At 48.7% G+C, this 24,757-nt stretch carries 25 protein-coding genes and 1 pseudogene; 7 read left to right on the top strand and 19 right to left on the bottom strand.

The genetic code is table 11. The features are described 5' to 3' along the window. Positions 1 to 95: 95 nt before the first annotated feature. Both FY046_RS01560 and FY046_RS01565 read left to right on the top strand, forming a co-directional pair. Positions 96 to 920: a helix-turn-helix domain-containing protein gene (locus tag FY046_RS01560; protein WP_133841745.1), complete on the top strand. Its 825-nt coding sequence runs from the start codon at positions 96 to 98 to the stop codon at positions 918 to 920. Positions 921 to 993: 73 nt separating this feature from the next. Next, the gene (locus FY046_RS01565; RefSeq protein WP_133841744.1) at positions 994 to 1,296 is read left to right on the top strand and encodes an EthD family reductase; all 303 of its coding nucleotides are present in this window, start codon (positions 994 to 996) and stop codon (positions 1,294 to 1,296) included. A gap of 40 nt (positions 1,297 to 1,336) precedes the next feature. On the opposite strand, the gene hemB is transcribed toward FY046_RS01565, so the two are convergent. Then, a complete protein-coding gene (gene hemB / locus FY046_RS01570; protein ID WP_133841743.1) occupies positions 1,337 to 2,317 on the bottom strand; it encodes a porphobilinogen synthase in 981 nt (326 codons plus the stop codon). 225 nt (positions 2,318 to 2,542) lie between these two features. Here hemB and FY046_RS01575 point away from each other — a divergent pair, with 225 nt between their 5' ends. Together FY046_RS01575 and FY046_RS01580 are read left to right on the top strand one after the other, a co-directional pair. After that, positions 2,543 to 3,103, top strand: coding sequence for an NADPH-dependent FMN reductase (locus FY046_RS01575; RefSeq protein ID WP_133842135.1), 561 nt, complete (start codon positions 2,543 to 2,545; stop codon positions 3,101 to 3,103). Positions 3,104 to 3,212: 109 nt separating this feature from the next. Continuing rightward, a complete protein-coding gene (locus tag FY046_RS01580) occupies positions 3,213 to 4,547 on the top strand; it encodes a cation:proton antiporter (protein WP_446185631.1) in 1,335 nt (444 codons plus the stop codon). Positions 4,548 to 4,555: 8 nt separating this feature from the next. Here the strand turns inward: FY046_RS01580 and FY046_RS01585 are convergent, their stop codons facing one another. After that, the gene (locus tag FY046_RS01585) at positions 4,556 to 5,854 is read right to left on the bottom strand and encodes a flippase (protein ID WP_133841741.1); all 1,299 of its coding nucleotides are present in this window, start codon (positions 5,852 to 5,854) and stop codon (positions 4,556 to 4,558) included. Between the two features lie 28 nt (positions 5,855 to 5,882). Further along, on the bottom strand, positions 5,883 to 6,854 hold the full coding sequence (locus tag FY046_RS01590) for a glycosyltransferase family 2 protein (RefSeq protein ID WP_159336709.1): 972 nt from the start codon (positions 6,852 to 6,854) through the stop codon (positions 5,883 to 5,885). 940 nt (positions 6,855 to 7,794) lie between these two features. Here FY046_RS01590 and FY046_RS01595 point away from each other — a divergent pair. Beyond that, positions 7,795 to 9,975, top strand: a complete 2,181-nt coding sequence (locus FY046_RS01595) for a putative bifunctional diguanylate cyclase/phosphodiesterase (RefSeq protein ID WP_242462125.1) — start codon at positions 7,795 to 7,797, stop codon at positions 9,973 to 9,975. 57 nt (positions 9,976 to 10,032) lie between these two features. Here the strand turns inward: FY046_RS01595 and exaC are convergent, their stop codons facing one another. Together exaC and FY046_RS01605 are read right to left on the bottom strand one after the other, a co-directional pair. Further along, positions 10,033 to 11,553: an acetaldehyde dehydrogenase ExaC gene (gene exaC, locus FY046_RS01600; protein ID WP_167863853.1), complete on the bottom strand. Its 1,521-nt coding sequence runs from the start codon at positions 11,551 to 11,553 to the stop codon at positions 10,033 to 10,035. A gap of 239 nt (positions 11,554 to 11,792) precedes the next feature. Beyond that, a complete protein-coding gene (locus FY046_RS01605; RefSeq protein WP_446185632.1) occupies positions 11,793 to 12,515 on the bottom strand; it encodes a glutamine amidotransferase in 723 nt (240 codons plus the stop codon). Between the two features lie 238 nt (positions 12,516 to 12,753). Between FY046_RS01605 and FY046_RS01610 the strand changes: the two genes are divergently transcribed. Then, positions 12,754 to 13,665 (top strand): DMT family transporter, encoded by a 912-nt coding sequence (locus FY046_RS01610; protein WP_133841738.1) that lies wholly within the window; start codon positions 12,754 to 12,756, stop codon positions 13,663 to 13,665. 20 nt (positions 13,666 to 13,685) lie between these two features. After that, on the top strand, positions 13,686 to 15,086 hold the full coding sequence (locus FY046_RS01615) for a CoA transferase (protein ID WP_446185633.1): 1,401 nt from the start codon (positions 13,686 to 13,688) through the stop codon (positions 15,084 to 15,086). Positions 15,087 to 15,290: 204 nt separating this feature from the next. Here the strand turns inward: FY046_RS01615 and FY046_RS01620 are convergent, their stop codons facing one another. The 14 genes and pseudogenes from FY046_RS01620 to FY046_RS01685 all read right to left on the bottom strand — a co-directional run bounded on the left by FY046_RS01620 (position 15,291) and on the right by FY046_RS01685 (position 24,704). Then, a complete protein-coding gene (locus FY046_RS01620; RefSeq protein WP_446185634.1) occupies positions 15,291 to 15,842 on the bottom strand; it encodes a TorD/DmsD family molecular chaperone in 552 nt (183 codons plus the stop codon). Positions 15,843 to 15,878: 36 nt separating this feature from the next. Further along, a pseudogene (locus FY046_RS01625) lies at positions 15,879 to 16,226 on the bottom strand (phosphatase); the annotation flags it as partial. A gap of 348 nt (positions 16,227 to 16,574) precedes the next feature. Continuing rightward, entirely contained in the window at positions 16,575 to 16,868 is a 294-nt protein-coding gene (locus FY046_RS01630; protein ID WP_446185635.1) for a hypothetical protein, read from the bottom strand. Continuing rightward, complete coding sequence (locus FY046_RS01635) at positions 16,865 to 17,176, bottom strand: hypothetical protein (protein ID WP_446185636.1); 312 nt, start codon at positions 17,174 to 17,176, stop codon at positions 16,865 to 16,867. Before FY046_RS01635 ends, FY046_RS01630 begins: the two co-directional genes overlap by 4 nt. Before the next feature lies 1 nt (position 17,177). After that, positions 17,178 to 17,741, bottom strand: a complete 564-nt coding sequence (locus FY046_RS01640) for a hypothetical protein (RefSeq protein ID WP_446185637.1) — start codon at positions 17,739 to 17,741, stop codon at positions 17,178 to 17,180. Further along, entirely contained in the window at positions 17,738 to 18,169 is a 432-nt protein-coding gene (locus FY046_RS01645) for a hypothetical protein (protein WP_446185638.1), read from the bottom strand. Before FY046_RS01645 ends, FY046_RS01640 begins: the two co-directional genes overlap by 4 nt. After that, complete coding sequence (locus tag FY046_RS01650) at positions 18,162 to 18,614, bottom strand: glycoside hydrolase family protein (RefSeq protein WP_446185639.1); 453 nt, start codon at positions 18,612 to 18,614, stop codon at positions 18,162 to 18,164. Before FY046_RS01650 ends, FY046_RS01645 begins: the two co-directional genes overlap by 8 nt. 57 nt (positions 18,615 to 18,671) lie before the next feature. After that, positions 18,672 to 18,932 carry a hypothetical protein gene (locus FY046_RS01655; protein WP_446185640.1) on the bottom strand — a complete coding sequence of 87 codons (261 nt, stop codon included), beginning with the start codon at positions 18,930 to 18,932 and terminating at the stop codon, positions 18,672 to 18,674. Between the two features lie 34 nt (positions 18,933 to 18,966). Continuing rightward, positions 18,967 to 19,623: a hypothetical protein gene (locus FY046_RS01660; protein ID WP_171149337.1), complete on the bottom strand. Its 657-nt coding sequence runs from the start codon at positions 19,621 to 19,623 to the stop codon at positions 18,967 to 18,969. Beyond that, complete coding sequence (locus FY046_RS01665; protein ID WP_171149336.1) at positions 19,624 to 19,917, bottom strand: hypothetical protein; 294 nt, start codon at positions 19,915 to 19,917, stop codon at positions 19,624 to 19,626. An 18-nt stretch (positions 19,918 to 19,935) separates the two neighbouring features. After that, complete coding sequence (locus FY046_RS01670; RefSeq protein ID WP_446185641.1) at positions 19,936 to 23,139, bottom strand: phage tail tip fiber protein; 3,204 nt, start codon at positions 23,137 to 23,139, stop codon at positions 19,936 to 19,938. Beyond that, on the bottom strand, positions 23,123 to 23,524 hold the full coding sequence (locus FY046_RS01675) for a DUF6950 family protein (RefSeq protein ID WP_171148700.1): 402 nt from the start codon (positions 23,522 to 23,524) through the stop codon (positions 23,123 to 23,125). The genes FY046_RS01670 and FY046_RS01675 overlap by 17 nt, the downstream gene beginning before the upstream one ends. After that, positions 23,524 to 24,147 carry a DUF2163 domain-containing protein gene (locus FY046_RS01680; RefSeq protein WP_171148701.1) on the bottom strand — a complete coding sequence of 208 codons (624 nt, stop codon included), beginning with the start codon at positions 24,145 to 24,147 and terminating at the stop codon, positions 23,524 to 23,526. The genes FY046_RS01675 and FY046_RS01680 overlap by 1 nt, the downstream gene beginning before the upstream one ends. After that, entirely contained in the window at positions 24,147 to 24,704 is a 558-nt protein-coding gene (locus tag FY046_RS01685; RefSeq protein WP_171148702.1) for a hypothetical protein, read from the bottom strand. The genes FY046_RS01680 and FY046_RS01685 overlap by 1 nt, the downstream gene beginning before the upstream one ends. Positions 24,705 to 24,757: the final 53 nt, after the last annotated feature.

The raw sequence follows: 24,757 nt of genomic DNA on the forward strand, positions 1-24,757 counted from the left end.
TCCCCGATAGCGATCACAAAATGATAAACCCGACTCGCCCACCGTTGAGAAATCCCTTAAGTTGAACGGATATCAGTGAGTGAGATGTGTGAAAGATGAATAACCTGCGGCTTGACCAGTATTTCAGCTCGGCGCGTGACCAGTTTTCCCTCTATACCAGTGACCCGGAAGATAACAATTGTGAGCACCGCCATGAGTTTAATGAGCTGGTGATCGTTGAGAGCGGGCATGGTCTGCATGTGATTAACGGCAAACCTCATTTTATCCAGGAGGGCGACGTTTTCTTTGTTAAGGATGGTGACTGCCATTTCTATGATGAGCTGGGCACACTGCGCCTGATCAATGTGCTGATCAACCGCCAGCAGCCGTTTCAGTGGCTGAACAATGTCGGGGCGTTACTGGCGCGTTTTGATGCAACCCAGCCGGGCAGTTATCACTGGCTGCTGCCGCAAACCAAAGCGCAGTGTAAACAGATGATCGGGCAGCTTTTTAGCGGTCAACAAACCCGCCACGAGGAGACGAACAGCGGCTGGCGGGAAGCCTGCTTCTTTCAGTTGCTGATGAATATGGCCTGCCAGCAGGATGAACACACCAAAAGCCAGACCAAATACAAGTTGCACAAACTGCTGGGTTTCCTGCAACAACACTGTTTTGAAGAGATTGACTGGGAGGCGTTAAGCGATCGGTTCTATCTGAGTAAGCGCACACTGCAACGCCAGATTAAAGAGACCACCGGACTCACGCCCGACAATTACATTAAACGTTTGCGGCTGGTTTCGGCGCGGGAAAAGATCATCAATACGGAGGAGAGCATTACCTATATTGCCTATCTGTGTGGCTTTGCCAACAGCAATCACTTCTCCACCTGCTATAAGCAGGTGTTTGGGCAAACACCCAGCCAGCAGCGCTCAATGCGCTAACCCGCTTCGCCCATCACTGGTTATAATCTTTTTCTTAGCATCCTATGTGGCTGCTTAACCAGAGGAGAAACCTGTGATCAAATTCAGCGTACTTTACCCACGTCAGGCCGATGCCCATTTCGACCATGATTATTACCGCGATGTGCACCTGCCGCTGATCAAATCACGGATGGGTGAACGTTGTCTGAGCTATGAAATTGATACGCCGCTGGATAACAACGCGCCGTTTATTGCGGCCTGCCATATTTACTGTGCGGATATCGAGACGTTTGAACAGGTGATTGCTGAACATGGCGAGGAGTTTGTCGCTGATGTGGCGAATTTTTCTAACATTGAGTCAGTGAAGCTGGTTTCCGACGTTTTGCGCGTCGAATAAGCGATAATAAGGGGGCCAGCAGATCGCTGGCCCCGTTAAATCAGGAGAGGATTTTCTTCTCGGCCAGATCCAGCGCGAAGTAGCTGAAGATAATATCGGCACCGGCGCGTTTGATGGCACCCAGGCTTTCGAGCGTCACGTCAAGCTCATTGATCGCCCCCGCCTGCGCACCAAATTTAATCATCGCGTACTCACCGCTGACCTGATAAGCCGCCAGCGGCAATTGCGTACGCTCACGCACGTCGCGCAGGATATCCAGATAGGCGCCTGCCGGTTTCACCATCAGCGCATCAGCACCTTCACTTTCGTCAAGCAGTGACTCACGAATCGCTTCACGGCGATTCATCGGGTTCATCTGGTAGGTTTTACGATCGCCTTTCAGCGATGTACCTGCCGCTTCACGGAACGGGCCGTAGAAAGAAGAAGCAAACTTGGTGGAGTAAGACATGATGGCAGTGTCAGTAAAGCCTGCAGCATCCAGCGCGTGGCGAATCGCTGCCACCTGCCCGTCCATTGCCGCCGAAGGCGCGATAAAATCCGCACCCGCCGCCGCGGCAACCACGGCCTGCTTGCCGAGGTTAATCAGCGTGGCATCATTATCCACGCCGTGGTCGTGCAGCACGCCGCAGTGGCCGTGGCTGGTATATTCACAGAAGCAGGTATCGGACATCACGATCATTTCCGGCACGGTCTGCTTGCAGATACGTGACATACGCGCCACCAGTCCGTTCTCATTCCAGGTATCACTGCCGTCCGCATCCGTATGATGCGAAATCCCAAAGGTCATGATCGACCGCACTCCCGCTTTCGCAATGCGTTCAATTTCATACGCCAGACGTTTTTCAGGAATACGCATCACGCCTGGCATGGCGGCAATGGGTTTGTAGTCATCAAGACCTTCCTCAACGAAGATCGGCAGAGCCAGATCATTCAGGCTGAGGGTATTTTCCTGGAACAAAGTGCGAAGAGAAGCAGACTGACGCAAGCGTCTTGGGCGCTGGGCTGGAGAATAGCTGGACAAAACAACCTCGGTTTAGCGGGTCACGCAACGGTAATATTCACCGATGGTGATAAACATGAATAGTGTGTTAACACTATACCTCCGGGCGCGTGATGACAATCCTTGCGCCGTTACCCGGCACAGAATGATTCATTTTATTGACCCCGCATCGCCGTAAACCCGAAAAGATCGGGCACGATGGCGCTGTGTGATTCACGGTTCTTACACTGACTAAAGGAAAATATGATGTCTGAAGACGCCAAACTGACGTTTGTCACCCTGCTGGGCAGCCTGCGTAAAGCCTCACTGAATGCCGTTGTGGCACGCAACCTGCCTGCGCTGGCTCCGGTTGGGGTTGAGATTCACGCACTCGGTTCGATTGCCGACTTACCGCACTATGACGCCGATATTCAGGATGAAGGCATCCCGGCAGCAGTACTGGAAATGGGTAAAGCAATTGCCGCCGCCGATGGCGTGGTGATCGTGACGCCGGAATATAACTATTCGGTGCCGGGCGCGCTAAAAAACGCCATCGACTGGCTGTCCCGCCTTCCGGAGAATCCGTTTGCCAACAAACCGGTGGCGATCCAGAGTGCCTCGCCGGGGATGATTGGCGGCGCACGTGCGCAGTATCATCTGCGTCAGAGCATGGTCTTTCTTAACGCCCAGGTGCTGAATAAACCGGAAATTATGATCGGCCAGGCCACCAGCCGTATTGATGCCGCGAGCGATACCATCACCGATGAAAGCACCCGCCAGCATCTGACCGCACAGCTGGCAGCGCTGGCGCAGGCAGCACGTCGCTAATCGCTGTCCCCTCTTTCCGTTACGCACACGCTTTTCCTGGCAAAACCAGGAAAAGCTCTATCCTGTATAGAGCACATTGGCACAATGAAGTATCGCAAGCGGAGAAAAGATGGGATTTATTGGATGGACCGCGGCCACAGGCGGGTTGTTATTATTGATGTCGCTCGCCTCTGGCTGGATAAGCCGGGGCCCGGTGACGGCTTTTGCTCTCTATTTAATCGCCGGGGTCCTGTGTGGCCCCTGGGTACTGAATCTGCTACAGATTGATATTGCTGCCCACGCCCACCTCGCAAAAAATCTGACTGAAATCGCGATGGCCGCCTCACTGTTTATCACCGGACTGAAACTGCGTCTGCCGCTGAACAGTCCCGGATGGCGGATGGGGCTGCGACTGGCTTTCCCCGGGATGTTACTCACGGTGGCAGGCGTCACGCTGGCAGCACACTGGCTGGCCGGATTCTCATGGCCGCTGGCGCTGGCGTTTGGTGCTATCGTGGCCCCCACCGATCCGGTGCTCGCCAGCCTGATCTCCGTGAATGATGCGCGCGATGACGATAATCTGCGCGTCTCGCTCTCCAGTGAAGCCGGGCTGAATGATGGCACAGCCCTGCCATTGCTGATGCTGGCAGTATTGCTGCTCACCGGCAGCGGCGAGCTATCCTGGACGTTATTCAGCCACTGGGCGCTGGTGGATGTTCTCTGGGCGGTGGTGGGGGGAAGCCTGATCGGCTTTGTGCTCGGTCGGCTGATTGGGCAGTATGCCTCGCACCTGCGCCATACCCATCAGGATGTCGCCCCCAATGATTTTCTCGCGCTGGCGCTGATTGCGCTCAGCTATGCGATTGCACAGTCGCTGGATGCCTCCGGCTTTCTGTCAGCCTTTGCTGCCGGGGTCGGTTTACGCCGCGCCGAGATGCGCGTGGTGCGGCACTTTCCAACGGAAGCGTTTCAGGAGAGTGATTACCATCCGCCTGCGGAGGAGCTGGTCAATCCTAATGCTCGCCACCAGGGGGAACAGACCAACCCGGTCGGTTCAGCCGGACTGGTGGTCAGCGATGCGCTGTCGTTTGGCGATACGATTGAACGCCTGTTTGCCGCGGCCATTATTATTGTTCTGGGTGTCACACTGGCGCAGCACTGGAACGTCACCGGCATCCTGCTGGCCGCCCTGCTGTTTTTCGCCATCCGCCCGCTCTCGGTCTGGATTGCCACGCTGGGTGTTGATACTCCGGCGTTACAACGCGCCACCATCGGCTGGCTGGGCATACGCGGCATTGGCAGTATCAACTATATTGCCTGGGCCTATACGCATGGGCTTGATGGCCCGGAGGCCGCACGCATGGCGGATATGGCATTCACGCTTATCGTTGCCAGCGTGGTGGTGCATGGCATTTCCGTCACACCGTTACTGAACTGGCGTCAGTCACGCCTTCGCCGCGACTAACGCCTGATTCAGGCCTGTTCATTGCCTGGCTGCTTAAATGCCGCTGGCCGGGCAAGATAGACCTTCAGAATATCGTGCTTGACCATAATGCGCAGGATACCAACAAACACCAGGAACTCTGAGAGCACCAGTGAACTGGCCGCGCCGATGGCACCATATTGCCATGCCAGCAGGCAGCAGATCGGGATGTTAATCAGCCCGACAATAAACATCACATGCATACGCTGTTTCGCCAGGCCGTACGGGATAAGGATTTGCAGTCCGGCCGGGTAACTGATATTGCCAAAAATAAAGCCGCACACCACCACGCGCAGCACATTGGCTGAGTCATGAAACGCCGCCCCCAACAGGATCCGCACCACATAATCCGCAAAAAAGAAGGTGAACACCACGATAAACAGACTGATCAGAAACGACAGAGTGATGCTTTTCCGCGTTGCGGCAATCGCGGCAGCACGATCTTTATGAAACAGGTGACTGACGCGCGGAAAAAACGCATTGCCTATCTGTTCCGGCACTGAGTTAGCGGCTTTCTTCAGGCGGTCGGCACCGTTATACAGCCCCACCATATAGGTGCTGGTCATACTGGCGAGGATCAGCACGTTAATGTTATTGAATAAATTGGCACCAAAGATCGCCAAAAACACATGCAGGCTGTCTTTGATGCGTTGCATTATTTCGCGTGGTTCAAAGCGGTAGAAACCAATAACCCGCATCTGCACTACCAGACTCAGGGTGATGATGGCAGTAATAAAGGCCACTACACCCGGGATCAACGCCGCCAGCCAGGTGTCTTCTGGCGTCTTCACCAGCAGAAACGTCAGGGGGATGGAACAGAACTGCCCGACGGTGGAAATAATCGAGGTTTTACCCAGTTTTTCAAACCCCTGCATCAGCCAGCCAAAAGAGAGCAACTGGCCAAACAACACCGTAGAGTTCGCCAGCACGATATAGAACAGCGCGTGCCACGCCGGGTTAAACCAGGTCAGCAGCAGCAGGATCGCCAGCGTTGAGCAGCCCAGGATCAACTTAGCATTAAACGTCGACCAGAATAGCTGCGTCACTCGCTGCTTATCGTCGCGATGTTGAGCAATGTCCTTGGTGGTGTAGACATTGAACCCCCAGTCGGAAATCGTGCTGCAGTACATCACGCACGCCAGACCCAGCGCCAGCAGCCCCATATGCTCAACGCCAAGAATGCGCGCCAGATACGGCAGGGTAACCAGCGGGAAGATAAAGGACGTCCCGCGATAGGCCAGCAATGACAGCACGTTAATTAACAGACTTTTATCGATTACTTTAGCCATCAGTCTCTGACCTTATGTGAGATTCCATTCATGCTTTACGCAGACTCCGCTTTATCCTGATCAGATGAGAATATAATTCGGGTTGTCTTAACAGCAGCCAGTTGACCGCACCTTCCGGCTTTAGTGTTTTCCCGAAATAATAAATCGCATTCATGACATAATCGGGCACCCGCTGTCCACTGGCCAGGGAGAGATGGATCATTAATCTGAAGGAGTGAATAAGATAAAGACGACGAAGCTCGGCCTTTTCACTCACACCATCGGTCAGTTTAACTAATTTTTCATACGAGCCGAGAAAGGCGTCATAACGTTGGCGAAAAAAACTGTCACTTTTATGACTGTTGGTCAGTGAGCCACTGCGAATACGTTGCCGATAGTAAAGGTGCCGACTCACCCAGGCAATACGACAGCGCATAAATGCCTCTACGGTAAAACTATGATCTTCATGCAGCCGGGTAATGTATTTCAAATGAAACCGGTCTATGATCTCTTTTTTAAGAACGTAATTCCAGGTAGCCGATGTATACGCGCCACTATTAAGCAGACCCTGGAAAATATCCTGCGCACGCAACAAGCCAAATTGGTGGTGCTGTACTTTGGGGTAGATACGTTCCGGATCATTGTCTTCAAACATGAGTGAATTAAAACAGAAGAGTTCCAGCTCTGGATAAAGCGTAGTAATCTGGCTTAATTCCTCATAAAACCCCTCACAAACGACATCATCAGGATCACAGCAGAAGATGTATTTACCCTGTGCCAGCGCAATGCCGTAGTCGCGCGCCTGACCCAATCCGCCATTAGGGATGGTGAAGATACGGACCTGCTCTTCGCGGGCATAGTGTTGTTCTATTCGTTCCAGGGTGTCATCCGTCGAACCGTCATTAATGATAATTAATTCATTCGGCGCAGGGATTTGCGCCAGTAAAGAATCAATGCACTCGACAATATAATTCGCCACGTTATACGCAGGGATAATCACCGACAGATTTTTTTGTGTCATCACATTTGTCTCACCGTTTTGGGAACCTGTTTAATTAACACCAGAAAACGATAAAGATCAACGCACCTTCAGGGCGGGACAAGGGTTTAGGAAAATACCTGGAACATTATTAGAATCACATAAGAAAAACCCAAACAAAAGGTAAACAAGATACGGGGAATCATTAATTAATCTATTTATAAACGATTCATAAACAGCTAATCAATTAAGTCACATATTAAAATATTCATTAATACATAATTAATGAATTACTCATGGGTCCATTCCGTAAAAAAATGCCATTGCAACAGTATCAACCTCCTGTAAACCTTGATGCTCTTCAGGATAAATCTCAGGCACTCACTGTTTCATGGAGTAACGCTGAAATGAGGATTATCTTAGCAACGAATCAATACACCGTGTTTTTCTTACCCTGTTTCCTATTAAAATCGTCATGTTAGCCCTATAAAGGCCATGACGTCGTCGGGCACCAGACCAAACTGATGAAAGGGTTGTTTACACTTTCTACCGTCAGGGGACGTCAAAAACGCTCAGGCAGAAAGATAACAAAACCGATCGCAACACTACGCAAAGCAGACAAATCTGATTGAAACACCCTTAAACCCCATTAACTAAACCCTCCATAGCGAGGAGGCGAATTTGTGTTAAGGCTCATACTGACATTATTATCGGTAAAGAGACGCTTCCGGATAAGCTTTTCGCCACACCTCTCATCCTTCAAATGCCCTGTCAGTGAGGCATCAGCCTCGCGCCAACGCCCGCATTAACGCAAAACTGATAAATTTGTTTTATTACTTAACACAAACTGAACAAATAATCGTTTGAAAAATCAATCTCGCGTCAAATCCCCGAGGCACTGAAGCCGCGCACGTTGTCATTTATGCTAGCCTCAATTAAGCGCTTTCGGCCACACCCAAGAGCAACCTGGATGGTTAAAATCATGAAGATCTCTGACAATTTTCGTCAGCATTTCATTAAAGATGTGCTGATCCCTTTGATTGTCGTTTTACTTATCACCTTTAGTGCTGGCATTTTTACCTTGAACTGGGCGAGCACACGCACCAATAACGACGCAGCCATTCAGCAGCAGCAAATTATTCAGACCACGATGTCGCAAAGCCTGAGCGATATGCTCAAACAACAACGCAGTCTGACGCAGTGGCAGCCGTTGGCCGATCGCCTGGCGCAGGGTACGCACAACCTGCAATGGCTCAATGAGAATGTCGGTGCCTGGCTCTCCACCATGTTTGATCATCAAGTCATCTCCCTGCTGGATGCTTCGGGCAATCCGGTTTATCTGTGGGAGAATGGACGTAATGCGCCGGTGGAGCAGTTCGGCCATATTGCCTGGCCCGTGCGTCCGTTTCAGCAAAGTCTGCTGCATGCGAACAGCCCAAACAGCGGACGCCGTGATCGGGTGGGCTTCGCGCTGATCGATAATGCCCCGGCGATTGTCGCTATCGGGCAGATCAGCGGAGATGCCGCCGACAGCGGTCAATATTCCATGCTGAGTATTCGCCGTCTCGACAGCGCCTGGCTGGAGACACTGGCCCAGCGGAGCCTGTTGCACGGCCTGCATTTTACCGACGGTCTTACGCCCGTCACCGAGAGCGGCCATTATGCGCTGACCTCTCTCGACGGGGTCCCGATTGGCAACCTGCAATGGCAGGCTGACCGCCCCGGATCACGTATGCTGAAGGTGATTACACCGCTGGTGCTGCTGGTATCGCTGGTGATCACCCTGATTTGTATTCTGATGATACGTCGGCTGTGGGTGTCATCGATGCGCCTCTCAGATTCCCTCCTCCAGCTGGGTGCCAGCGAAGCGCAGGCACAGCATCTGGCATTTCATGATGTGCTGACCGGTCTGCCTAATCGGGCACTGGTGGAAGAACGCATGACCCAGGCTCTGGTGCGCGTCTCCCGGCAGAAGGATAAGGTGGCGGTGCTGCTGCTCGATCTCGATCGTTTTAAAATCATCAATGACACCTATGGGCATCAGGCCGGTGATGAACTGATTATTGAGGTCGCCCATCGTCTGAACGGACTGGTGCGTCATATCGACACCGTGGGTCGCCTGGGGGGTGATGAATTTGTCATTATTCAAAAAGACATCACCTCAACGCAGGAGGCCACTGCACTATGCCAGCGAATTCTCGACGTGATGAGACATCCCTTTACTCTACTGGGAAATGAAACCTGGGTGGGTATCAGCATTGGCGTGGTACTGGCGCCTGACGATGCTACGGAACGGATGGAGATAATGCGCAAAGCGGATATCGCGCTGTATGAAGCGAAAAATCAGGGACGCGGACAGTACCGCCTGTTTGAAAGGTCGATGGATGAGTCCCTCAAAACTCGCCAACAGATCGGCGCTGACCTGCGGCATGCGTTGAAGACCAAAGACGGTCTGAACGTCTATTACCAGCCTCTGATGGATATCAGTGGGGAAAAAGTCGTGGGGCTGGAGGCACTGATGCGCTGGCAACATCCGGTTCACGGTATGATCTCGCCGACGGAGTTTATCCCGATAGCGGAAGATATTGGGCTGATCACCCAGCTCGGAGAGTGGGTGCTGCGTGAAGCCTGCCGCGTTGCCCGCCTGTGGCCGGATTTAACCCTTGCTGTCAATGTGTCCCCGTTGCAGTTTCGATCGCTGGGCTTTGTCGACCGCATCAAGGCTATCGTCAGGAAAGAGCAGATTTCCCCGTCAAACATCGAGCTGGAGATCACCGAAGGCGTGCTGATTGACGATGAAAAAATGGCGAAGGCGATTATCGATGAGCTGCGCGAAGCCGGGTTCCGCATTGCCCTTGATGACTTCGGCACGGGTTATTCCAGCCTCAACTACCTCAGTCATTTTGCCGTGGACAAAATCAAAATTGACCGCTCGTTCACCCAGTCGCTCGGCGTGACCAGTAATTCCAGCGCCATCATCGAATCCGTGGTGAAGTTGGGCCATGCAATGGGATTGATCGTAACCGCTGAAGGCGTGGAAACATCCGGGCAGATGAATGCGCTGGCCCGCGCGGGCTGTAACCAGCTGCAGGGTTTTCTGTTCTCTGAAGCAGTGCCTAAAGAGCAGATCCCACAGTTAATTAATCAGCGTCACGCCAGCTAGTGGTTGATGAAGGAAGGAAGCAAACGGAGATGACCGGGGGGGCCCCGGCCAGGACACTCAGAAGAAACCCAGCGGTTGAATGCTGTAACTGATCAGCAGGTTTTTGGTCTGCTGGTAGTGATCGAGCATCATTTTATGCGTCTCGCGGCCAATACCCGATTTCTTATACCCACCAAACGCAGCATGTGCCGGATAGAGGTGGTAACAGTTGGTCCACACGCGCCCGGCCTTAATCGCCCGCCCTACGCGGTAAGCACGGTTGATATCACGCGTCCAGACCCCCGCGCCAAGGCCGTAAATAGAATCATTGGCAATCGCAATCGCCTCAGCCTCATCTTTAAAGGTGGTAATCCCGACCACCGGTCCGAAGATCTCCTCCTGGAAGACACGCATGCTGTTGTCCCCCTTGAGTAAGGTTGGCTGAATGTAGTAACCGGTGGCAAGATCGCCCTCCAGTTTTTCCACCCCGCCGCCCGCCAAAATTTCAGCGCCCTCTTTCTGAGCAATCTCCAGGTAAGAGAGGATTTTATCGAACTGCTGCTGTGAAGCCTGCGCACCAACCATGGTATCGGTATCCATCGGGTCACCGCGTTTGATGGTTTTCACCCGTTTCATCACCGCGGCCATAAAGGGTTCGTAAATCGACTCCTGTACCAGAGCACGTGACGGACAGGTACAGACCTCGCCCTGGTTGAGGAAGCCCAGCACCACCCCTTCTGCGGCTTTCTCAATAAAGGACGGTTCGGCCTGCATAATGTCTTCAAAGAAGATGTTCGGCGATTTACCGCCCAACTCCACGGTGGACGGGATCAGGTTTTTCGCCGCCAGTTCAAGAATATGTCCGCCTGTGGCGGTTGAGCCGGTAAAAGCGACTTTGGCGATACGCGGGTTGGACGCCAGCGCTTCACCCGCTTCGCGGCCAAATCCGTGGATCACATTCAGCACGCCTTTGGGCAGCAGGTCGCCTATCAGTTCAACAAACAAGGTGATCGACAATGGCGTCTGCTCAGCCGGTTTCAGCACCACGCAGTTGCCCGCCGCCAGCGCGGGTGCCAGTTTCCACGCCGCCATCAGCAAGGGGAAATTCCACGGGATGATTTGCGCCACCACGCCCAGCGGTTCATGGAAATGGTAGGCCGCAGTAAATTCATCAATCTCTGCCGCTGTGCCCTCCTGAGCGCGCAGGCATCCGGCGAAATAGCGGAAATGATCCACCGCCAGCGGCAGGTCAGCGGCCAGCGTCTCACGGACTGGTTTGCCGTTATCCCAGGTTTCATTCACGGCCAGGGTTTCCAGATGCTGTTCCAGACGATCGGCAATTTTCAACAACGTCAGAGAGCGCGACTGCACCGATGTTTTTCCCCAGGCATCGGCAGCGGCGTGCGCCGCATCCAGAGCTTTTTCAACGTCGTCTTTGTCAGACCGGGGAAATTCGCCAATCACCGATCCATTGACCGGGGAGGTATTCGTGAAGTAAGCACCGTTCACGGGCGCGGAGAATTCCCCGTTGATGTAATTGCCATACTGCGGCTTCAGGGTAATCAGTGACTCTTTACTGCCCGGATATGCATAGCGCATCATCGCTCTCCTGTAGAAAGATATCGCCGTAGCGACTTCGCCGTTAACAATAAAATAACTCATTATTAACATTATCGACAAAAGTGAGCTTGTCAGATTGCCCGGCAATAAACTGTGACGGCATCGAAAGGAAATCAGGATTTTAGCAAGGCGGTGTGAGGTAGCGCACAGGGTGTTCATGATGACTGAAAGCGCACGAACTTCCGCCGGGTAGAGGCTATCCCGGCGGCTTTAGCGGGTCAGGCGCGTTTTGCCACTGGCAGGCCCTGCTGCCAAAAATCGCGCAGTAACTGACGCGGCCACTCCGGCTCCGCTCGCGCAGGCACCAGGTGGTCGATCTCGGTATCTTTCAGACTGTTTTTGAGACAGGCCGTCATGATCTCTGCGGTGAATTCCGGGTGAAACTGCACCGATAATGCCTGCGCCGAGTAGCGAATAATCTGGCAACCGTCCTGCGCGGATGCCGCCAGCACCTGGGCACCCGGCGGCGGCGTCAGCACCGACTGACGGTGCGACAGCCAGGCCGAGAACTGCGTTGGCAACGATGCCAGAAGCGGATCGTGATGGCTCTCCGCACGCGCTTCCAGTGCCGTCAGGCCGCGTTCCCAACCATTAGGGTTATCGCCGACTTCACCGCCCAGCGCATAAGACATCAGCTGATGTCCGTAACAGACACCCAGCAGCGGTAACTGTTCTGCCACCGCATGGCGTACCCAGGCGGCGGTACGCTCACTCCATTCAGCATGATCGGTGACCATCGCCCAGGAGCCACTGAGAATGGCCGCAGAAATCGTCTCCAGCGCCGGTAAAGGTTCGCCCAGGTCCGGGCGCACCACAATATAGTCCTCCCCGGACAGATTCAGCGCATCAACGAACCATTGCTTCTGCTCCCCGACAAGGGTGCTGACCGCCTGCGGCGGTGTTTCAAGCTGGATAATGGCTAACGGAAGTCTCACGGTCATCTTGCTCAATCCTCGAATCTCGGCGGAGTCGCTCACCCCGGTGATTATCATGGCAGCTTGTCACGAACCTGTCTCATAACATTTTCTGGCATTCTTTAAACAAAGCATCGGGTTAAGCCCTTCGATTTTCGCCTGGTTTGCGCCACAGGCTGCTAAAAAAACTACGGAGTTCAGCGCCTCATTTGGTGCATTTCATGCCATGATTATCGTGACTACTTCGTTTGCTAAGGACTGTGCAGTGGCTCTGCGTCATTTTTTGCTGATTTTGCTGGTGGTGTCCATTTGGGCATTTAATAACATCGCCATTAAATGGGGGCTGCTCGACCTGCCGCCTCTGTTGATGATTACCATGCGCTTTGTGGTGGTGGCATTAATCCTGGTGCCTTTTACCCGCGTCACCCGTCAGCAGCTGCTTTATCTTGTGCCGCTCGGCTTTACGTTCGGCTTTATGCATTTCGCCCTGCTGTTTGTCAGCCTGAGCTATACCGATGCCGGAACGGCGGCGGTGATCGTGCAGTTGGGTACGCCGATCGCCATGTTGCTGGCGATGGTGTTGCTGAAAGAAAAACTGCGGTTGGTGCAACTGTTGGGCATTGCTCTGTCACTCAGCGGCGTTGTGGTGCTGGCCGGCAGCCCGACCATCCCCAACGGGTGGGTGCTGCTGCTGCTGTTACTTAGCGCCTTCGGCTGGGCCATCAGCAATATGATCGTGAAAAAATCCCCGGCCATCAGCCCGCTGACGCTGACCGGCTGGCTCTCCTTTTTTGCCATCCCGCTGGTGGGATGTGCCTCCTGGGTGGTCGAATCTGACCAACTCAATCTGCTGCTACACTCTTCATGGCGGGGTTGGTTTGGCATTCTTTTCAGTGCGATTGGCTCCTCCATTGTGGCCTACTCGCTGTGGTACAGCCTGCTGAAGCATTACAACGTCAACCTGATTATGCCGTACTCACTGCTGACGCCGGTGCTGGCGGTGATTATGGGCGTGGTGGTACTGGGCGACAGCATGAACAGTTTTAAGGCGATGGGTGGCGTGCTGGTGATTGTCGGCACGGCGATTGCGGTGATTAACCTGCGTAACCTGAAAATGCATGCACGCTTGCCGCGCTTTCGTTATGACCGCCACAGGAAAAACCGTACCCGGCCCTGAAACCCTGTAAGGAGAGTCAGATGGATAACCGCCTGAGCGATGCGCTATGGCAACAGCTGTGGCACGGACTGCGTAACAACAGTTCACCGCTGCCCTCACTCACGATCCGCGGCGATCGGGCGCTGGTATCGGCTTATCCGGTCAGCGAGCTCGCCGCCACCAGTATCGGGCTGGCCGCTCAGGCCGCAGCAAGCCTGACGGGAAACCCGTCTTCGCTGGAGGTGGACGGGATGCTGGCTTCACGCTGGTTCCAGCATGCCCTTCGCCCGGTCAATCGTCAGATGCCGCCACTGTGGGATCCCTTCGCCGGGGATTACGCCACAGAGAACGGCTGGATCCGCCTGCACACCAACGCCCCGCATCACCGGGCCGCGATGGAAAAGGTGCTGGGGAAACACGCCGAACGTCAGACGCTGGCGGCAGCCGTCGCGCAATGGACAGGCAGCGATCTTGAGCAGGCCGTGGTGGATGCCGGAGGCTGCGCCGCTGCCCTGCGCAGTTTCAGCGAATGGCAGCAGCATGCTCAGGGCCAGAGCGTCAGCCGGGAAGCGCTTATCGAACAAACCCTTCAGGCCTGTGGCCCGGCACCAACCTGGCGTCTGCTTCCCGCCCGTCCGCTGCTCGGCGTACGCGTACTCGACCTGACGCGCATCATTGCCGGGCCGGTGGCCACTCGCTTTCTCGCCGGGCTGGGCGCAGAGGTCCTGCGCATTGACCCACCCGGCTGGCAGGAACCGTCGCTGGAAGAAGAGATCAGCCTGGGAAAACGCTGCGCACGGCTTGACCTGAAATCCAGCGAAGGGCGACAGCAGTTTGAAAAATTGCTCAGCCAGAGCGATGTACTGGTGCACGGTTACCGCGCCGATGCGCTCAGCAATCTGGGCTATGACACGGAAACGCTGCAACGTATCAGGCCGGGGCTGGTCGATGTCAGCCTGAATGCCTGGGGCTGGACCGGGCCGTGGCGCAATCGCCGTGGATTTGACAGTCTGGTACAGATGGCCTGCGGCATCGCCGAGCGCGGCCGCCTGTGGCAGGGCAGCGATGCGCCGGTGCCGTTACCCGTGCAGGCACTGGACCACGCCACCGGCTATATAATGGCAGCCGCTGTACTGGAAGGATTACGCCAGCGCCTGCTGCATAACACCGGGTTCACTGCCCGTCTGTCACTGGCGCGCACCGCCTGCCTGCTGACGGATGCGCCCTATCCACAGGATGCGCAGCCCGCAGGGCTTGGACCGCGACAGGTTCAGGACGACGATGCCGAAGCCGTTATTTCTCAATGGGGGGTAGCTTACCGTCTGCGTTCACCCTTCTGGCTGCCGGGGATGCCGCTGAACTGGTCAAAAGCCCCTTCACCGTTCGGTTCGGCAGCGGCGGAGTGGACCCGCACGGGTCAGGCATGCCTGACCCCTACATGATTATCACCCTCGCCGTAGGGTCGGGGCATGCCTGACCCCTACAGGGTTATTACCCTCGCCGTAGGGTCGGGGCATGAATGCCTGACCCCTGCATGGTTATTACCCTCGCCGTAGGGTCGGGGCATGAATGCCTGCCCCCTGCATGGTTATCACCCTCTCCGTAGGGTCGAGGCACGCCTCGACCGGGATCACGATGCCCGACGCTTACGCCTGCTCGTCTTCCAGTTCATCACGCATCGCCTGCAACGCTTCGCGGCTGATGGCCGCCAGCGTGCGGTAAAATGCGCTGCCCGCATGTGCCTCCACTTTTCCGAGGAAAGCACCGACCCACGGCATCAGGAACTCATCAAACAGCTGGATCTGCGCCTGGTACTCATCGACCTCAGACTGATCTTCCAGCCAGGACGATGCCAGCAGCAAGGCACCAATATGATCGGCAGGCGCATCAGTTAGCGGCATCCCACGCTGGCTGAGAAACGCCCGCACTTCGGCTTCCTGCGGGCCATTTTCCCACTGAGAACCGTACGGTGACACCTTGCATTCCGGGCCTACAAACAGCGCATTATAGTCAGACGCCAGCAGCGCGGGATCGCAGTTCTGCTGTAAGCGGGTTAACAGTTCGTCCTGCTCCAGCGGCCAGTACTGCTGCAGTTTGCCTTCGCGCAGCAGGGTAAACAGAGGGACCAGCAGCGGGTCCTGAGGCTGACGATTATACAGCGAGCCCAGGATGCGGCAGATGATGGAAAACTCATTCATGTGTTTCAGTTCCGTTAAAGGTAATATGTGACACCGTCACAAATCAGCGAATTCAGCAATTTCCCTGCCGGTGCGCTGTTGTAAAAAGTCCAGCAGGCGGCGTGGCGTGACATTTAACACGCGATCCTCTGGAAAATCCACCTCGCGCATAATGCGCAGGCAGTGGTCGAAGTGACCAAGGGTAAACGCGGTATGCGAATCCGACCCCAGCGCCAGACGGCCACCGGCATCACGCACAGCGGCGGCTACGGCACGACAGTTAGGTTCACTGCCCACGCGGGAGGTGGTAAACGAGGAGTTATTCAGCTCCAGTGCAACATCATACTTCGCTGCCGCTTCGGCAACGGCCCGAATATCGATGGGATATTTCGGGTTCCCTAAATGCATTTCTACACACTAAAACTGACTATATCATTTCACAGCCGTACAAGTAAAATAAAGAATCTATACATGGAGATAGAGACTATGACGAATGAAGAATTCGAGAAAAAGTATCCACGCGAAAAGTACAAATATGTCCAAACCAGAAGACGTGAGAAAGGTCATATGGGTCAGACTGAAATCTATTCATATGACATCGTAGAGATTGCGACTGATGAAATCGTATACAAAGCGACTTATACGGAACATATGAACGTCAAAGGATTCGCAACCACTGAGTACTGGGAATAGAAAAAAGCCAGATTTACTCAGGCACAAAAAAACCCGTACATTCACATATACGGGTTTTGCTTAACTTCCACCAACCATGATTAGTAAGATTTGGAACAACTGTCCCAATGGTACTTGAATCAGTACTACACCAAAATAGTCCATTACAGGTACTATGATCCAGTTGTAGGCGATAACCGCCGTGAGAACGAAACCAAGAGCATTACGCCAGTGAAAACCAGTCTTATTAATTTCCTGTTTGTTTAGTTCTATCTGTCCATCTTCTTTTGTTACTTTTACTTCCTGTTCGATGGTTTTAGTCTTAACGAAAAAATCCATACCTTGTTTTAATAAACCTAAAATTATCCCTATCATTCAATTATCCCTACACAATAAGCCCATATTAATTTACCCTTAACAAATAGTTTTGTTGAGCCAATTACATAAACTTGCATTACTTCATCTCGTAACACCCATTTCAGTACTTGCCCATCTTCAAACTTTTGTTCTCTTTCAAAACACACATTCATATAACACTCACAAACAATTTCTGATTTCTTTAGTATCTTACTAAATTTCTTTGTAAGAAACATTTTATGAGTTGCCATACTATTAGCATAAGGTGTTACACCATCTAAAGTAATGTATGGTGTTTTTTCTTCATAATGCTGTTCAAAATTCATATTATCCCTTCTTAATTGTAAAAGTACCTTTAATGTCTTTAATTATTAACATTGCACCCTTTTCACCATTCCTATAGAAGTCATAAACCATCTTACGGCGTTTCTCTTCTCGTAGTCCGATTACACGCTTTGTCTTCTTCTTTGCATTAGTATCGATAAGGCGTTCTTTAGTACCTTGTTTAACTACTTTATAACGTCCATTTGAAAGGTTACGTTTCAATCCTGCTATGTTACCAAAACGGTCAAGACGTGCGGCACTTGTTGGTACAATCTTATCAATCGATTCTGGTTTAACTATAATCTCATATAAGTACTTGGCCTGAATATCCTTAATCATAATAGTGTTCTTCACACCATTATTTGTTTTAGAATAGTAAAACAGTACAGCACGCTTAGTGAACGTAACTGGACCTTTATCGATGGCAGTACTCATATCATCTTGCATCTTAACTGATAATGCCCTACTTTGATCAATGATTGATTGGACAACATCCTTAGTAATACGTTGTCCTTCTTTATTGATAAACTTAGTAGCATCCTTTGTATTGATTACTATTCGTTTCACATTAACACCTCTATTAACCTCTGAAGTATTTTAAAAGTTTCACCATTGTCTTTTGGTAGACGTGCTTTAACCATTACTGCTTTATTCAGGAAATCATGACGAGTACCGAAAATTGCGATTAATGCTGCCTCAACTAATGCCGCCTGATTGACAGTTTTAAAACACCATAGAATCTGTTTAGTATATGGTTCACCATCATCAATCATCTGCTTTACTGACCTTGATGAACTGGTGTAACCCATCCAGTTAGATTCAATTGAAGTACTTCTAAGTTTCTTCCAATCCTTTATGCCCTTATAAACCTGTTTAACACCGATGTATGATTCACCAGTGTTTTCAAATTGAATGAGATAAACAAAACCAGCGTAATTAACTACTTCATCAAGTTCCCATTCATCCTTGAAAAACATCGTCCATGTATTAGCCATTCAATACCGCCTGTATCATCGCATTCAAGCGATTAGGAGTCTGGCGATACCAGTTTGAGTCCTTCACTTCGACAATAGCAGTGGCATAGTTCCCCGCCTTTAGTGCTGCTAAGAACTTCTTAAACTGGCGAGTTTTGGTCAATCCAAGTTGAAAGACCATGAGTACCATAAAGTCATTCCAGTTTGATTCCTTCGGTAGGTTAAGACCTAACGACAGTACATCACGTCTTGCGATAGCAATATCGAAGTCTAATAGCCTGTCTGCTTCCGCTTCTGTAAGACCATTGGTGAAGTCTTCACCTTTCAGTACTAAATGCCCATAACCAATTGTCGCAAATCCAAGACTATCCTTATAGGTCCAGAATTTACCATTCTTGAAGTATCCAAGTTTTGATTGATATTGTTTAGTACCTTCATAAATTTTTAATTGTTCTTTCATATCCATTTGAAATTCCTTTTTCATTGATATTGTATTTAGTACTGACGAAAAAAAAGTGCCCGTTTAAGGCACTCTTTTACGTTCTTCTAATAATACTAATGCAACTCTTAGATCTTGTTTGATATCACTAATATCATCCCGAAGCTCTTTGATTTCAACTACGTCACCTTCAATTGTTTCTACCTTTTGTTCAAGAATTAAAACTCTGTTAGCCAGTGCTATTAATCTTGCTTCTTTTTCTTGTGTATCTCTTTGGTAGTTCCTGAAGATTTTATAACAAAGTCCCGCTACTGGTATTAATAGTGAACCTATTATCCATTCCATAATGATTCCTATTATTTCTTTATTGTATTAGTATTTAGTACCCCGTAAAGCTCGCTAATGCTATCTGGAATCCATTATTCCCCATTGCTTGCCTATATGTTCTTTGATACTGATTAATATATTGCATACTAAAAGAAGTAGAACTATTTCGTCTAATAACCAAACCAGAATAACCAAGTACCTGACCATCATCAGATACGTTCCCCGGACATTGACTAAAGCAAAACCAAGGATCAGCAAACGGCACTGTCACCGTTAGAGCATTAGATAGATCAGCGGTAGCGGGGGCAGTTAGAAACCCCCTGATACGTGGCATTGTGCCAGCACTTGCAGCAGACCAAATCAATTGCCCTGCCGGATTGCGAACATCAAGGTAACCACTAACAGGATTAGCTGTATGGGTTGAAGTCATGAACCTACCGATGTTCCTCTGAAACAGAAATGCCCCAGGGAAACACCAGCCCCCGTTAGTTTGGATCTGAAACCAGTACTGTGTGGTATTCATATTAACAACTACATTTGCATTTAATGATCCAAGTTGACCACCATCACCAAAAGCAGTTTTAATACCTGTGTAATACCCAAAACTTTCAAGGTTCCCCATTGCCTTAACACCACCAGTCATGATGGATTTGTTTGTACTGTCAATGGTTAAGGCACCATTAACATTGTATAATTCAAAACCTGGCATTTACACCGCCCATTTATATACATTGAACGAGTAAGTACCCAATACAGAATTACCCAGTAAATTGTTTACCGTCATTGTTCCATTATTACAAATACAATAATAATCATTTGAATATTCATTATATGCATTCGCTTTATGAGCGAACCAGCCTGTACTTCTCATAGCTGGAATATTGAATGTAAATGAAGCCGGAGGATTGGTAATTGTATATGTCCCCATATACCGTATATTGTAATCCCCTAAATCTACGACGAGTACCCCCGCCGCATTCCAACACTGTAATCCTTGTGCCATATATTATTCCCTTATCTGTTACCATAGACCTAAACGAACACGTAGTGTGCCGTTAGCATCGTATATTTGTATTAAGTTATTTGTTTGTACCATTCTTCCAGTTGTACCATTACCATTCATTTGGAATGAACCAGACTTATCAATACGCCAGCCAGTACTACTATCAACAAAATTATCACTCTGAATAGTATTTCCTATTTTGGCATTAGTAATAGCACCATCAATGATGTTCGCAGTATTAATAGCAGCCTGACCAATCTTAGCATTAGTGATAGCTGCATCGGCGATATACGCCTCACCTATACTTGCCTGTTGAATCATTGCCGTTTGAAGGTACGTATTACCATTGATGATTGCGAATGGTGCCGCACCACCAACTACTGCCGAATCACTACCAGATACAATGAACTTATCAGCCGCGAAATAGATGGCTGAGTTATTAGCTGCACCAGAAGAAGCAACAAGACGAATACCCGAAACAGTACCATTAGCTGCTACTGATAGTGAGTATTCAGAGTTAACATTAGCGGTATCTGCTTTAGTAATCATTTGTTGGTTAACAGTGGCGATGTTATCATCTACTTCAGATTTTAACTGCGTGATTGCAGTAGTCTGAGCACTGTCCATATCAACTACTGTCTGATTTAATTCAGTGATTTTCGCCGTGTTACCATTCACAGTATTACGTAATGTATCAACCTGTGTAGTGGTATATGCCGAACTTTCATTAACTGCTTCTGCTATAGCATCATCCAGACGTTTATCCAAATCAAGAATATCATTAATTTCTGCTGAATCTTCTGGAGTGAATTGATACTTAGAATTGATACTTATAGTTTGTTCTGGAGTGTATAGTACGTTATCAGTACCGAATACATCAAAGAAACCAACCTTAACTTTATACTCACCATCAGTAATGTTAGGTACTGAATCAAATTCTGGTTTGTTTGAAATATAAGTTGATACTGTAGTCGAACTTGTCATGTAAATCACACAACCAGCATAATCACGTTCTGTTGACGGAACCCATGAAGCGAATAAGTTACCAAATCCACCACCAAGTTTAAGACCAGTTGCCATACGACATTGTTTGTTCTCAACTGAGATTTTAACTTCCTGACTGTAAGTACCCGAAGAATAACCCTGTGCGATAATACCAATACTTGGATTACGCAATTTAGTTTCATTCAATGCTAAGGTAAAGTTGAAAGAACTATTCTGAGTATAGAAAGTTCTAATTACTGTAGGACCATCATAAATGTTGATCGTATAGTATTTAAAGAAATCAGAGAACACACCATTCTGTACTTTTAGGTTGTTCTGGTTATCCCATTGTAATTGGAAATCACCCGAATCCGTGACATAAAGGCCATCTGTTGCGTTAGCAAGGATCAAACCTGTGACCGATGGCATTGTAAAGTTAAAGGATGGAATCAAACCATTAATCGTTAGTCTACTTGATTGTAATCCAAGATTATTATATGCTACAACTGAGAAATCATATTCTTCTGTATCTGATAATCCAAATAAATCATAGTCTGTTTTTAATGGTGATGTACTTCCCGCATATGTCCAATTTGTAGCTGTAGATAACTTGTAATAGACATAATAACCACGTAGATATGGGTCGACCGAAGCAGTCCATGACATGGATACTGCACTACCAGTTGAAGTAGTACCATAACGCGTCACATCCAGATCTGTTGGTGGGATTACGGTTAGTTCTGGTAATCCGATAGTACCGCCCGGTGACCATACACCCTCGTCGTCAGTATCGTCATAAATCCCATTAGGGGCTTCAACAGCAGTGATAGTTACATATCCTGCATTTTCTTGATCTGTTGATACATCTTTTGAAAGTACTTTAAACTTACCACTAATGGATAATTCATCATTGGATACTGTGATAGTATCCCATACCTTCACATCCCACCCTTCGGATGTAGTGAAGCTAATAGTACGAAGTGCATATTTTGCCTTACGTATTTCAGTATTAACTAAGCGAGTCACCGTGGCTTGATCATAGCACCATGAATAATCACGACTAAGAGTAATCACCTGACCATCAGATCGGATCACTTCATCCTGTGAAATGTCACTTGGAATACGAAGAATATCAGTTGTGTACATACTTTCAGTTGCCGTATACTTGGCATCAATAGTATTGAAATAATCAGTACTACCAGAGGTTGATAACTGAACTGCACCAAACATATTACTTTCATTATATGAATGTACTGATAATGTCTTTCTGTCGGTTGTCATGCATATTTGACCAGCATGAACATACATAATACCACCGAAGGATTGAAGTACACCTTCTATATTCTCTTTATAAGTACTTTGATAACCCATTGAACCGTTTGCATAGTATCCATATTCTTTACAGTATTCAGCAACAGTACGGAATGTATCGATATTAATCAAACCAGGATCAATTGACATACCATAAATGCCATTGGTCAAATAATCATAAATGATACTTGGTGGATTGGAAGTAGCGAATTTAGTACCAGTACTTAAATCATCAATCACTTGACCTTTCATTTCACATGTCAATGTGAATTCATCATTAACAAGTCTGTTTTTTTCTAATGATTCCTGAGTCTTTTTGATTACAACAGAGATACTAACAACACCCTTTCCAAGAAATCTATTAGTCCATTTACCGCCTGCATATTGTGCCGCAAGTGATTTAGTTGAGGTATAGTTCCCACCGAATCGTACTTCAAGTTGAAGATTATCACGATATATCCCCGCTATATTATTAAGCGGTACAACACCATCAGCAGTGATAGGACCATTTAGTACTGGTTCATTGTCTATGTAAATCTGATTGATGTACTTCTGTACACCCGTATAAGCTACTGCCTGTTCACTGAATAGATATTGTGAAGAACCACCTGGTATGTTGTACCAACCATTGATTGAACCTGACAGTACGAATGAACCACCACTAACACCATTTTTATGTGGTAGCTGACCACCGTAAATTACTGGCAATCCAGTGTTTGGGGATACCGAACGTGTAGCACTTGTAGATACGTCCTGACTTGCCGATAAGCCAATTTGACTCAACATGCTGGACGCTACTAATGATACCGCACCCGCCGCAGCCCCCCAACCAACAGCAGCCAATGCCGTACCGCCAGAGAAGTATACCGCAACTGCTACAATTACTGCTGTTACTATTGCACCTAATACATTACCCAGTTTTCCCATGATGTTTCCTTACTCTATAATATCTTCCATTTGTTGGTAATCTTTGTAGTTCAAATCCATCATGTGTTTCATTTACACCAAGAATCCGTTCACTAACTACTACTGCCATCACTAATGGATTATCTGGACATAACCAGATATCCCCATCGATAGGCACTTCTACGGGGTCACAGTACGCTTCAACTATCTCGCCCGTATGATTCCATCCTTCTTTTTTAAGCCCTGCTAATCCTTGTTTAATTGTCTTATACTTACGATCCGCAATAGTAGTACCTGCAAATAAATCAATTACTTTCATGACAGTTAAGTTACAATCATTAGTACCGTTTTCATGTGGTGTTTCTAATGACCATTCGATGATTTTGATAAGTTCTTTATGTTTCATTACTTGTATTTCCATTCTTGTGATTGGTTAACCTGACCAAGTAGACTGAAGTACTGGTCACCTTTGTAATAAGATTGATAAACTGAATTAGCTGCTAACAGTGGCGGTTGTCGGTCAAGTTTCTTATAAACACTATTGACATATATCACCATCTCATTTGTTTTTTCATTTGGATTAGCAGTTGCCTGTACATAGTCAATGAACCCAGAAAAGACCAACATCGAATCAAGTACTGAACTATCCCAGGGATTTAAAATTACTAAGCGTATATTCATCTTGGCATCTTTGAAGAAACCCCCAAGAGCAAGTGATCGTACTGCCTGATTCACGTTAGATACTTTGAAGTTCACAGAATCATTATTGATATTTTTCACTTCTGAAAATGTAGGTAATGAGTCGTTTATGATTTCTGGAAAACTGATATAGGGATTACCGTTTAATTGAATATCAACAAGTCCATCAGTCCAGTAAAAAGCATTTGAACCATTCGGTATTACATCAAAACATGAAACATGAACACCAAGACTCATTACCTCAGTTTCGGTTAAACTTGTCTTAGAAGTACCCCTAACTAATTCCCAGTACTTTAATAAATCACTATTTGTTAATAATGCACTATTCATTAGATGATGTTCTCCGTTGCTTTAAGTTGGATTGACATTACCTTTTGAACACCCAATGTATAATCATTATCAGGATCTAATACGGCTTCAATCATAAGGTTGTTGTATTTGATTGGTTCACTCACTTGTATTGTGTTCTGTAGTGCGGGGAATAGTGTTAATGTGGTATCAGTACGGTCGATAATTCGATATAGTTTATTGTGATTTGAAAATTGAATCATTTCTCCAACTGCCATTGAGTTATTATCAGTAGTGATTAAACGCGTCCCTTTGGCGGCTGTTGCGGCACTTGTCAATGCACCAACCTGTGAACCTCTATACGTTGATATGTGCCCTAAACTAAGGGTGAAAGGCTTACCCTGTGAATACTGAGCTATAAAGTTATTGTATTCACTAATATCTTCAACATTAAAAGCCAATTGAAACTGAATCTGAAAGTACTGAATGCCAGTACTACGCATGATACGTTGTCCTGTCCATGTCTGGTTTGAATAAATTGGTTCAACACTTTTCAATTGAAAGTTTGAAACCTTAATGTTTTTTGAAAAAACTGTCATAAAAAGAGTCCTCTTAATTTATATTGTATTTATACGAGAAAAGGACTATACCC

Source organism: Erwinia sp. 1181_3 (genome assembly GCF_052824965.1).

Coding starts and splice junctions, on each gene's coding strand:
- FY046_RS01685 (WP_171148702.1), bottom strand. CDS start 24,704: ATGACAGTTTTTTCAAAAAACATTAAGGTTTCAAACTTTCAATTGAAA.
- FY046_RS01635 (WP_446185636.1), bottom strand. CDS start 17,176: ATGAATTTTGAACAGCATTATGAAGAAAAAACACCATACATTACTTTA.
- FY046_RS01665 (WP_171149336.1), bottom strand. CDS start 19,917: ATGGCACAAGGATTACAGTGTTGGAATGCGGCGGGGGTACTCGTCGTA.
- FY046_RS01590 (WP_159336709.1), bottom strand. CDS start 6,854: ATGACACAAAAAAATCTGTCGGTGATTATCCCTGCGTATAACGTGGCG.
- FY046_RS01670 (WP_446185641.1), bottom strand. CDS start 23,139: ATGGGAAAACTGGGTAATGTATTAGGTGCAATAGTAACAGCAGTAATT.
- FY046_RS01605 (WP_446185632.1), bottom strand. CDS start 12,515: ATGACCGTGAGACTTCCGTTAGCCATTATCCAGCTTGAAACACCGCCG.
- FY046_RS01650 (WP_446185639.1), bottom strand. CDS start 18,614: ATGGATATGAAAGAACAATTAAAAATTTATGAAGGTACTAAACAATAT.
- FY046_RS01575 (WP_133842135.1), top strand. CDS start 2,543: ATGTCTGAAGACGCCAAACTGACGTTTGTCACCCTGCTGGGCAGCCTG.
- FY046_RS01615 (WP_446185633.1), top strand. CDS start 13,686: ATGGATAACCGCCTGAGCGATGCGCTATGGCAACAGCTGTGGCACGGA.
- FY046_RS01645 (WP_446185638.1), bottom strand. CDS start 18,169: ATGGCTAATACATGGACGATGTTTTTCAAGGATGAATGGGAACTTGAT.
- FY046_RS01630 (WP_446185635.1), bottom strand. CDS start 16,868: ATGATAGGGATAATTTTAGGTTTATTAAAACAAGGTATGGATTTTTTC.
- FY046_RS01580 (WP_446185631.1), top strand. CDS start 3,213: ATGGGATTTATTGGATGGACCGCGGCCACAGGCGGGTTGTTATTATTG.
- FY046_RS01675 (WP_171148700.1), bottom strand. CDS start 23,524: ATGAAACATAAAGAACTTATCAAAATCATCGAATGGTCATTAGAAACA.
- FY046_RS01680 (WP_171148701.1), bottom strand. CDS start 24,147: ATGAATAGTGCATTATTAACAAATAGTGATTTATTAAAGTACTGGGAA.
- FY046_RS01585 (WP_133841741.1), bottom strand. CDS start 5,854: ATGGCTAAAGTAATCGATAAAAGTCTGTTAATTAACGTGCTGTCATTG.
- FY046_RS01560 (WP_133841745.1), top strand. CDS start 96: ATGAATAACCTGCGGCTTGACCAGTATTTCAGCTCGGCGCGTGACCAG.
- FY046_RS01655 (WP_446185640.1), bottom strand. CDS start 18,932: ATGGAATGGATAATAGGTTCACTATTAATACCAGTAGCGGGACTTTGT.
- exaC (WP_167863853.1), bottom strand. CDS start 11,553: ATGCGCTATGCATATCCGGGCAGTAAAGAGTCACTGATTACCCTGAAG.
- FY046_RS01660 (WP_171149337.1), bottom strand. CDS start 19,623: ATGCCAGGTTTTGAATTATACAATGTTAATGGTGCCTTAACCATTGAC.
- FY046_RS01620 (WP_446185634.1), bottom strand. CDS start 15,842: ATGAATGAGTTTTCCATCATCTGCCGCATCCTGGGCTCGCTGTATAAT.
- FY046_RS01595 (WP_242462125.1), top strand. CDS start 7,795: ATGAAGATCTCTGACAATTTTCGTCAGCATTTCATTAAAGATGTGCTG.